Below are 9,554 nucleotides of genomic sequence, written 5' to 3' on the forward strand. Positions count from 1 at the left end.
TCGACATCCTGGGCGTTGAGTCTTCAGCTTCGCGATCTTGTTCGTAGTGGTGCTTTGAGGGAGGGGGGATTGGAAGCACGAGTCCAACTTCGTCGAGTGGATGTCCGCACGCGGTCAGGCGTTGAGGTGGCTCTGGCTCAACCAGTAGTGCGACGCCTCTCCTGGGGAGACCCGGCAGTGCCATTGCGGTTGGCCGCATAGCGCGAGCCTCGCGGACTTGTCGGGTGGGGGAGAGGCGTAGAGCTTCCTCTGCTCCAAGCGTGACAATCGTCCGACCCGATGAGGCAACGCACAGCCCGACTTCAGAGGGTTCCTGTCCACGACCACGGCCGTGACCCGGATGGGTCTGATGCAGCGTTGGGTGACAGGTTCAGTCACGCGGCCTGGAGAGCCGGAGCGGTCATGATGGTCTCGTATTCGACAGGGTCAGCCGGCCGAGAACGCTGCCGCCGACCCGGTGGCCGACGACGCGTTCACCGGCGTCCAGGGCGAGCTCGGTATCACGGCGGTCTGCCGACTGACCGGCCGTTCCCGGGCCGCCCACTACCGCCGGCTGCGGTCCCTGCCCGAGCGGGAGTCCAGGAAGCCGCAGGTCCAGCCCTCGGCCCCCACGCCCGAGGAGCGGGCGGCGGTCCTGGAGCTGATGAACTCGGGCGAGAATCCGAGGATCAGAGGAGGTGCCGGTTCGGCGCTTGGGCAGCGTTTGCGTACTCAGGCAGTGCAAGAACTGCGACGCCGGCTTCTTCGAGGGTTTCGGTGCCATCGGCGCCGACGACGAACGTATCGGGTTCGCTCCACGCGGTGACGACGCGGCGGAGGCCCACGTCGCGGATGAGCTGAGCGCAGGGGCGAGGCCGGGATGCCCGCCTGGCGCAGGGCTCAAGAGAGCTGTAGATCGTGGCGGTGGCGAGCCGGGCGTCCTCGGCGGGGAGCTTGGCGAGGGCTCCTTCCTCTGCGTGGTCGTGGGGGTCGCTCTCGCGGGAGTAGCCGCGGGCGAGTTCGGTCCCGTCGGCCGCGACGATGACCGCCCCCACGCTGAAAGCGGTCTCCGAAGGCGGGCAGAGGGCGGCCAGCTCACAGGCGAGGGCGAGCCAGTTGCGGTCTGCGGTGTTGGGCTCGCGGCCGGTGCCGGGGGCGCCGGCTGAAGGGGTGGTGCTCATCGGGGCTCCGTTGAGGTGTCCTTGGGGGCGTACCTCAGGAGTACCACGTCGCCGATCTGGCGGGTCTCGAGAAGTCGGAGGCGGGCGGCGGGCCCGCCGGGATAGCTCGCTGGGCCGAGCATGCGCACTGCATCCGGCTGACCGACCAGGAGCGGGGCGATGACGAGTTGGAGCTCGTCGGCTAGAGCTGCTTCGAGGAGCTGCGTGTGAACGGTTCCGCCACCCTCGACCATGAGCCGCCTGACGGCGTACTCGTCGCCGAGGATGTCGAGCGCGGCCGGCCATACGGCCTCAGCGGGGACGCTCTGAACGTTAGCCAGGTCGCCGAGGTTGGCGCGAACTTTCGCGGTGGCCTCGTGGCCCACGGCCAGGACGAGCTTGTCGCCTCCGTGGTGCCAGAACTTCCAGCCGGGGTCGAGGTCGCCCGTTCTGGTGATGGTGACCTTCAGCGGGTACTCCGGCTCACCGGAGGCGACCCGGGACGCCCTGCGTTCCGCCGAGTTGACGAGGAGGCGGGGGTTGTCGGCGCGGAGTGTGCCGGCGCCGACAAGGATCGCGTCGACACTGGCTCGTACGGAGTCGACGCGTTCGAAGTCCTCCCTGTTGGAGAGCAGGAGCCGGTCCTCGCCCGGGCGGGTGTCGAGGTGACCGTCGATCGATACAGCTGCGGACAACAGGACGTACGGGCGGGGCACGGTATCTCCAAGCGGTGTGCGGGGGTGACTCAGGCGGGATGCAGAACGATGCGGTCGAGTGAGGCGCGAAACTCGGCGACACCGTCCTCGCCGCGTGCTGCACGAGCACGGCCGTGCTCTTTCCCGACGCCCAGCGCCGATCGTACGAGGCCGTTTCAGGCGAATTCCAGTGACGACCTCGGGAGCAGTGTGTAACCATCCGTGAATGGAACAGGCCGAAGGCTTCCCCGATCAACTCACCATTACAAAATCTGAGTTGGGCAGGGTACTGCAAAGTGTTCTGCCATCGCGGCTGGCTAGGTTTGAGGCTGAGCGTCAGTCGAACCGTGGCAGCCCGGGTGACAGTGGTTGGGTTCCGCTCACAGTGGAGCAGTGGAGGTCGGTACTTTTCGAAGCAGGGCTTCCGCAACAATGGACTTGGCTGCGTGATGCAACGCAGCGGGTGGTTTCGTGCCGTGACCGCGCGTCGAAGTCTGTCGGGAGAAGGCTGCCCGGGTGGGCCGACGAGATGTGTGAACTCTGGGCAAGCATGCATGCGACGCTCGGCGAGATGACCAGATTCCTGCCTCCGGATGATCAGCTCGGGGAGCTTGCCCTTGCTGAGCAACTGGTCGACAGCGCCAGGCGCTTTGGAGCAGCAGTGCTGGGCTGTGCGATCAACCAGTGGGACGCAGGACTTTGGGAGACGGCTCGTCTGCACAGAATTGTGGCGGACGAGAGGAGCGCGGCGTTGCTGAATGCTTCGTGCTCCTCGGTGACCAGCACAGGACTCGTCTACGAACGTTGGGTGGGGCTGTCGACAGCCGAGCTGGCAGAGGGGGACGGTCTCACATTCACTGCCAGGCTCACTGCAGCCTGGAGCAGCGCCCAAGAGGAACTCGACCAGCGTCTACGCAGGCAGTCGGCGCATCTCATCAATAGCTCGACGACACTGACCCCGTCCCTACGCCGACATCTGGTCCACTTGAGCACGAATGCATTCCCGCTGGAAGCTCACCGGGTTGCCATCGAAACTCGCGACCTGGTCGTCGAAGCACTCAAGTCCGACGAGGCCGGCTGCCTTCAGGTCTTGCAGTCCTATTGGGAAGCAGAACCCGAACTTCGAATGGCATTCGCGGGAGTATCAAAAGCTTATGAAGAAATCTCTGCTTCACAGAACGACGAGTACCGATTGGACTCCGTCACTAATGCGTACCGTTACGCGATGGAAGGCGATGTACGCCGCACCGCGCGAGTAACGCTGGCACTGATGAACCTCCTGCCGCCCACGGAGGTCGCGTCACGCCCCGCTGCCGTGGCTCCTGACCGATACCTGACCCTCGGGCCGCTACTCGATCTGCTGCGCAGACATCCGCAGCAGCCGATATGTGTCGCCCTAGCCTCGTCGATCAAGACCGCATGGCGGAACCCGATAGGCCATTGCGAGGTCTCATGGGATGCGGAACGAGGTACGGCTTTGCTTGCAGGTGAGCCGGTAGATTGGGAAGATATCCTGACGGCCGCGGAGTGGTCGCAGGCTGTGTGCAGGGCTTTTGACCATGGGGTCGAAGTAGCCCTTGCGGTCGCTACGCTCAACGATCCGTTCGCCCGGGGCGCCGTTCCAGAGAGCACCCGCAACCTGCTCATTTGTGACGCCGTTGGCTCCACGGGAGTGCACCTGCTGAAGTTGCGGAGAGCCCCCGGCAAGCTGACTTTGACGGTCCGTAACGTCACATCTCGAAACATCCTCGACCTTCTCGGCGCCGTGGCGGCTGCCGCACCTCATGCGTCGGAAGTGGCCCGCTGGGAAATTAGAGAGGAAGGCGGAACGCTACCGCTGTTGGTCGATCGTGCCTGGGTCGAAGCGGTCCTTGGGCAGGCCGGCGAAGCAGGGAAGATGCTCTTGCCGGATGACGTTCTGCCTCTGATGATGAATGTGCTCCTAAATGCTGAAATTGCACCAGCTTTGGCTGCCTACAGTGTTATCGAGGTTGGAGCAGCGCAGGTGCTAGGCGAAGCGGATCTGCTCACAGAACGTCTGAAGGTTTCCGACTCTGTAGCGATGTCGAACCTGCTCTTGCGCGTGGAGCACGTTCGACGTGCCATCCAGTGCACGGCCAAGGTGCTCGGGTTTGAGGTCGGCAGCAACATACTCAGGTACTTCGAGCGACAGCTCGCTCAAGTGGAACGTGATGTGAGCACAAAGCCTGGAACCTTGGCACTTCGGGCTCTCCAGCCGATTCGCGACGTGCTCCGGGCACGCCACGTCGACCTGCCATGGCCATCCGGTTAGGCGTCGCCCATCCCTGCATCGGGCAGCGAGCGCACCTATGAGGGGTGGATCGACGGGTACGCTGAAAGTTGTCTTAACGGAGTTTGGTGGAGTCGAGGGTCACCAACTTAGACAACTGCGGAGCATGCGCTAAGCGCTTTATGACTTACCCGTTCGGTGTCGTGTCGTACGCGCGGTGCTTCCCAGAGGCGGTCGCTTCTCAGGTGTCGAGTAGTTGCCGGAGAGCGTCCGTGCCGAGGCGCTTGTCCGCATCGGCGACAGCCCCGTTGAAGCGGACGCCTTCGGTTCCGAGGATTTCTGCGGGGGTGTCCGTTCGGGTTTGGTCCGCCCACTGGAAGCCGTTGCTGACGCGTCCTGCTGCATTCAAGACACGCCAGGGGCTGGGACATTGGCCGCAGGTACTCAGGTGTCTTCCGACCGGAACGGCGTGGCTGCCTATCACTGCTGCCACGTCACCGTAGGTGGTCCATCGTCCGGCAGGGACTGCGCCCAGCAGGGTGTGCAGCTCCGTCCAGTCTTTGCGGGTGCCGTTGAGTTGCTTGGCCAGCCCTGAGAGGTTGAGTCCTGCCAGGGTGGCCCATTCTTCGCTGTCGACATCGCTGGGGACCTGACTGGTGTCGACGTCCCACCATGTTGTGCCCTGTATGCCGTCGGGGGTGCGGCTCGTCACGCTCGTGAAGATGTGGTTGGCCAGTCCGGTGGGGGAGTAGGACGCGCCGTCGGCTTCCCAGATCAGCGGCTGGGCAGTGTTGTTGGTCCAGATGGCGGTTGCTCTGCTGCTGTCCTCGTCTACCCAGGCGTTGATGGCATTACGGATGGCTTCGGTTGTGCCATGGCGCGGTGTCATGAGCAGTTTGGTGCCTTCGGGCAGCAGGCCCGCACCGACGAGTACGTGGACGGCGTTGCGTGAGCGTGCGCGTTCCTGCAGCTTCTTGGCTGCCGCCTCGCCTTCAACTCGGGCAGGTGCGAGCGTGAATTCCTCTACCTCCGGGGTCGGATAGACCTTGGTGAAGCCGGCGACGACGTGTCCCTCCACCTTCCACAGCCCCACCTGGATGAGGTCGATGTCGAGGCTCATTTCCGACAGCCAGACCACGGAGTGGGTGACCTGCTTGGGGAAGTCAGCGGCGATGATCACCTGTCGGGGGCGCTGGAGCAGCTCCGGGCTCCACTCCCCGTCCACATGATCGAGCAGGCGCTGCCTGCATGCATCGAAGTCGAGGTCCTGCCCCCTGCGCGACAGGAAGCCGCGGTGCGCCTGGGCCAGGGTGCTGAGGTCGAACCGGGACACCAGGGCGGCGTAGGTGATCGCCTGGAGGTGCACGTCCCGATCAGCCGTTCCGCGCTTCAGCTCGACCACGACGAGGCGCCCTGTTGCGTCCAGTCCCAGGACGTCCAGCCGGTCGCGCGCCGGCACGCCGTCCGTGTCGGCCCACCGGTCGTACTCCGCTGTAACGACGAGCACCGACTCCCCGAGCAGCTGCGGGTGCGCGATCACCCACTCCTGCAAGTGCTGCCTCTCAAGGAGGCCTTCCGCAGCCAACCCGGTGCGCGCGATCGGTGTGGCCGCCTCGCCCATGACGGTGAAGAGGTGATCCACGATGGCCTCCTGGTGCAACCGGCAGCTCGACGTTCAGAGCTTACGTGGGCCGGATCGCTCCTCATACAGTCCTGCTTGCCGGGCACCAGATCGGCCTCGGCACCTTCTGGAATCGATTCCGAGATTGGCTTGCTCTTTCCAGGGCATTCACGGCGACGCCGTATTGCGGAGAGGATTATCCGCAAGGGCGGCCTGTGAGAAGCGACGTAGGGGCGCTGACCTGAGCGGCGGCTCTGCGGCATCTTGTCCCCGCTTTCCTCAACCTGCTGAAGCAGGGGAGGGCCAGGGCAGGCAGGATCGAGCGCGGTCTGAACGGGAGGTAGCTCAAGTCGGTTGGAGTGTCGGTGGTCGCCGCCATACTCAGAAGATGTGCAACTCACTTTCAGGCGCATGTCCAGCAGTCCTCGTCCGAGTAGAGAACGAATTGACACCCGAGAGCGACGCGGTGCCTGACCGCGACCCGTACCTTCTGGCGCAGATGCGAGAGGCCTTCGGGCGCGTGGTCTTCAGCCACAAGACCCATGAGAAGCAAGCGGACATCTGCTTCACTAAGCACCGGTGGCAGCAGGGTGTCCTCATTGCTCTCACCGCGATCAGCACGGGCACCTTCTTGGCGGCGGTGGTCGGCCTGCTCGGCAACGCAGTGTTCACGAGCCTCGTGACCTCTTCTATCGCGCTCCTGGTCAGCTGGATGAGCCTTGGGACGAAGACCTTCAAGTTCGAGGAGGAGTCCGAGGCCCACCGCGGCATCGCCTCTCGGCTGTGGGACGTCCGAGAGTTCTACACTTCCCTCATTGTCGGCCTGATGTCCGGCACCCTCTCCAACGCGGAGGGCCGGGAGCGGCGGGACGAGCTGCAGCAGGCCGCGCGCGCCCCGGCCGCGTGGTCGAGCGCGATACCGACCGTCCCGAAGGGCAGGTCGCCGACAGGCTCGTACGCGAACGCCAGTATCGGCACGCGCTTCGTTTCCGATTTCCCCCGGGGCATACCCGGCACTTCGGCTTACCGGGACGTCGGATCTCTTCTACGCGGTTGGCGGACAGGCTGCCAGCATCGCGCTGTGCGCAGCGGCCGACGGTCTTCGGGCCGTCCCCACATCTGAGATCTTGCGCCTACGGCAGCCGAGTGCGCCCGGCTTCCGTAGGCGTGATACCTCATCATGTCCGGTGTGCGGGCAGAGACCGTGCCTCTGAAACGATGCGCTCCTCAGCGGAGCTGAGAGGGCTGGCGAGCGCGAGGTGAGCCAGGCCGGAGAGGCACTGGAGGGCCTGGTGGGCCAGCTCTCGGTCCACGAGCGCGAACTGGATGGTGGTGCGGCGCAACGCGGGGGGTACATCATTTTGACGGCAGGTTCGCCTGCGACAGGTACGCCCCAGCCCTGCGCAGGACCTCATTCTCCTGCTCCAGGAGCCGGATGCCTTGCGGGCCTCGCGCAGCTCGGCCGACTCGCCCGACACGGTGCGGGCCCGGCGTCCTGGTCGGTGTCGGCGCGGCGCAGCCACTTCGACAGGGTGATCGGGTGGACGCCGAAGTCGGCGGCGATCTGTTCCAGCGTGACGCCGGGCTCACGGTTACGCGCGACCCGCAAGACGTCCTCGCGGAACTCCTTGGGATACGGCTTGGGCACTGCAACATCCTTCCAGGTCGCCTCTCAGCAAGCCAGGTCAGGTGTGACCTGATCATGCAGCAGTCGCTTCTTCCTGTTCAGAGCGTCGGGGTGTCGCGGGCGCGGGTGGTTTCGAAGGGGCCCGGGAAGCGGGTTGGCTCCCCGATGGCTCCCAGGGATCGAACCGCCCGCACCCTGCCATTGACGCCTCTCCGTACGTGGCGCGGCGATCGGGTGTAGGTCCACGAGGCTGAGGCTGGATCGACACGGAGGCCGTCAGCGTCCTGGCGGAGGTGCCGGCCACGCGACTCCGTCGACCGCCGCGCCGAGGAGGTCGCCCAGCCGATGCCAGGCGCCCGGGCCGGCGTGCGACATGGGGCTTGCTGCGAACCGCTGCCAAGCCGCGTCACTGTCGCCGAGCACCTCGGAGACGTAGGCCGCGACTGCAGGATGAGTGGTGTCATAGCGCGGGCCGCGTGCTTTGACTGCTGACCAGGCAGGCAGCAGCCGGAGCAGCTCCGGAGGGCACTCGAGCCGGGCCAGCATGATCTCGGCCCAGCTTCCGCGCAGTTCGGGTCCGCCGCCCAGGCGCCTGCGCAGGTGCAGGGTGAGGTCGAGCAGAGTCTGCTGCGGGGCGGAGTGGCGGGCCAGTACGTCGTCGAAGGCGAGGGACTTTCGGTAGGAGCGGGCGGCGAAGGAGAGCAGGGCCTCCTCGACGAGCGCGTCGTTCCCCGTGTGCCGGTCCAGGTACGCGACGAGAACGGCCTCGTCGGCGTCGGCAAGCTGTCTGAACCGGATGCTTTGAGGGTCGCCGAGGGAGGCCGTGCGTCGGCCCGGCAGGGCAGGGACGGGATCCGTGACGAGCGGCATGATGGTGGCCATCAGTTTCTCGGCCCGTTGGTTCTCTTCCCACGCGGAATGGTTGGAGGGGTAGCCGTATGCGCTGGACCGGGTAGCCAGGGACCGCCTGGTGTCCTCAACTACAAGACGCGCCCTCTGCCGCGTCTCCTCCGTGACTTCGGGGAGATGGACGAGGAGTGCGTGCAACCAGCCGAGGTCGCGCACGACCCGATAGCGCGAGGCGGGTTCCGGTTCCCAGAGGTTCAGAGCAGAAAGGCAGATGGTTGCGAACCGCGTGGCGAGGGCGGCGACGAGCTCCTGGGACGCCAGCCATTCTCGGGGCCGGCCGTAACGCCGGGCCTCTCCGGGGTTGAGGAGGAACCGCCAGGTCTGGCTTCCTGCCCGCTCCACCCAGTCGACGGCGAGGCGGCAAAGAACGGTCTGGATGGACTCGGACTGCATCTCCTCGTCGAGGAATCGTTCCACGTAGTCGCGCTCGTCCTGGGACGCGGCCGCCAACGCGTCGGCGTAGCGCTCCCGAGCCTGCGTGGGCGTCAGCCCGTCCCGGCAGGACCGGGAAATCCGGGTGACGAGGACCGCACGCTCGAAGGACTCCAGGTTGTGTGCCGCGACTTCCTCCAACAAGGCTGGTTCTACGTGCCACGGTATGGATCCGAGCAGGTGCTCACGCACCACGCGGTCGGCTGCGGGGTGCGTTGCGGACCATTCCAGCAGGCGGCGGTGATGTTCGGTCTGGACCCGTAGGACGCCGTCCCACATGCTTTCCCAGGCGTCGGATGCGGCGCGGTGACGCTCCATCCACGCGTCGACGTCTTCTTCGCCGTCAAGCTTGTCCGGCCCGAGCGGTAGGCAGTCGATGGCTGCGACGAACACGTCCTCGTGCAGGCCGTGTTCACCAAGAACGACCTGGGCGGGCGTCGGAACCTTTAGCAGCTCGGGGGCGATGGGCAGGCGCGATGTCGACCGCCGGCGGAGCTCAGCGACGACGGCGTGGATGAGTGCTGCGCCACCCTCTCTCCGGCCAAGGGCACCGAGTCGCGGCTCAGGGCACTTCTGCAGGACCTGCGCCCTGTATGCCTCCGGGCAGGCTTGGTGCGACAGAGCGACGCGGGTCAGGTCCATGCGCTCGGACGTCGTGTGCGGGCGCGGTTCGCGACTGAGATCGCTCTCCACTGCCATGGCCAACAGCCACTCGGGCGCGGACTTTGCGAGCGGTCCTGTAAGAAGGGACATGGCCAGGCCGTCCCGATCCGTGCCCGGGGGCGCCGCGCGAATCGCCTCGACAGCCATGCGGGTAGGCGGGGAATCGTCGGACGCCCGCGCGATGACCGTACGCAGGAAGTCGTGAGGAAGAGACAGG

At 65.8% G+C, this 9,554-nt stretch carries 5 protein-coding genes and 1 pseudogene; 2 read left to right on the plus strand and 4 right to left on the minus strand.

What is annotated here, in order from left to right; translation table 11 throughout:
* Positions 1–668: 668 nt before the first annotated feature.
* Positions 669–1,855, minus strand: a pseudogene (locus QFZ58_RS31445) (dihydrofolate reductase family protein).
* 205 nt (positions 1,856–2,060) lie between these two features.
* Here QFZ58_RS31445 and QFZ58_RS31450 point away from each other — a divergent pair.
* A complete protein-coding gene (locus QFZ58_RS31450; protein WP_307128252.1) occupies positions 2,061–4,127 on the plus strand; it encodes a hypothetical protein in 2,067 nt (688 codons plus the stop codon).
* Positions 4,128–4,326: 199 nt separating this feature from the next.
* Here QFZ58_RS31450 and QFZ58_RS31455 read toward each other — a convergent pair whose 3' ends face one another.
* Positions 4,327–5,727, minus strand: coding sequence for an endonuclease NucS domain-containing protein (locus QFZ58_RS31455; RefSeq protein ID WP_307128253.1), 1,401 nt, complete (start codon positions 5,725–5,727; stop codon positions 4,327–4,329).
* A gap of 424 nt (positions 5,728–6,151) precedes the next feature.
* Here QFZ58_RS31455 and QFZ58_RS31460 point away from each other — a divergent pair, with 424 nt between their 5' ends.
* Complete coding sequence (locus tag QFZ58_RS31460) at positions 6,152–6,829, plus strand: SLATT domain-containing protein (RefSeq protein ID WP_307128254.1); 678 nt, start codon at positions 6,152–6,154, stop codon at positions 6,827–6,829.
* Between the two features lie 288 nt (positions 6,830–7,117).
* Here QFZ58_RS31460 and QFZ58_RS31465 read toward each other — a convergent pair whose 3' ends face one another.
* A complete protein-coding gene (locus tag QFZ58_RS31465) occupies positions 7,118–7,354 on the minus strand; it encodes a transposase (protein ID WP_307128255.1) in 237 nt (78 codons plus the stop codon).
* 255 nt (positions 7,355–7,609) lie between these two features.
* Positions 7,610–9,067, minus strand: coding sequence for a hypothetical protein (locus QFZ58_RS31470; protein WP_307128256.1), 1,458 nt, complete (start codon positions 9,065–9,067; stop codon positions 7,610–7,612).
* Between the last annotated feature and the right edge of the window lie 487 nt (positions 9,068–9,554).

It is taken from the genome of Streptomyces sp. B1I3 (assembly GCF_030816615.1).
Lineage (GTDB): Bacteria > Actinomycetota > Actinomycetes > Streptomycetales > Streptomycetaceae > Streptomyces.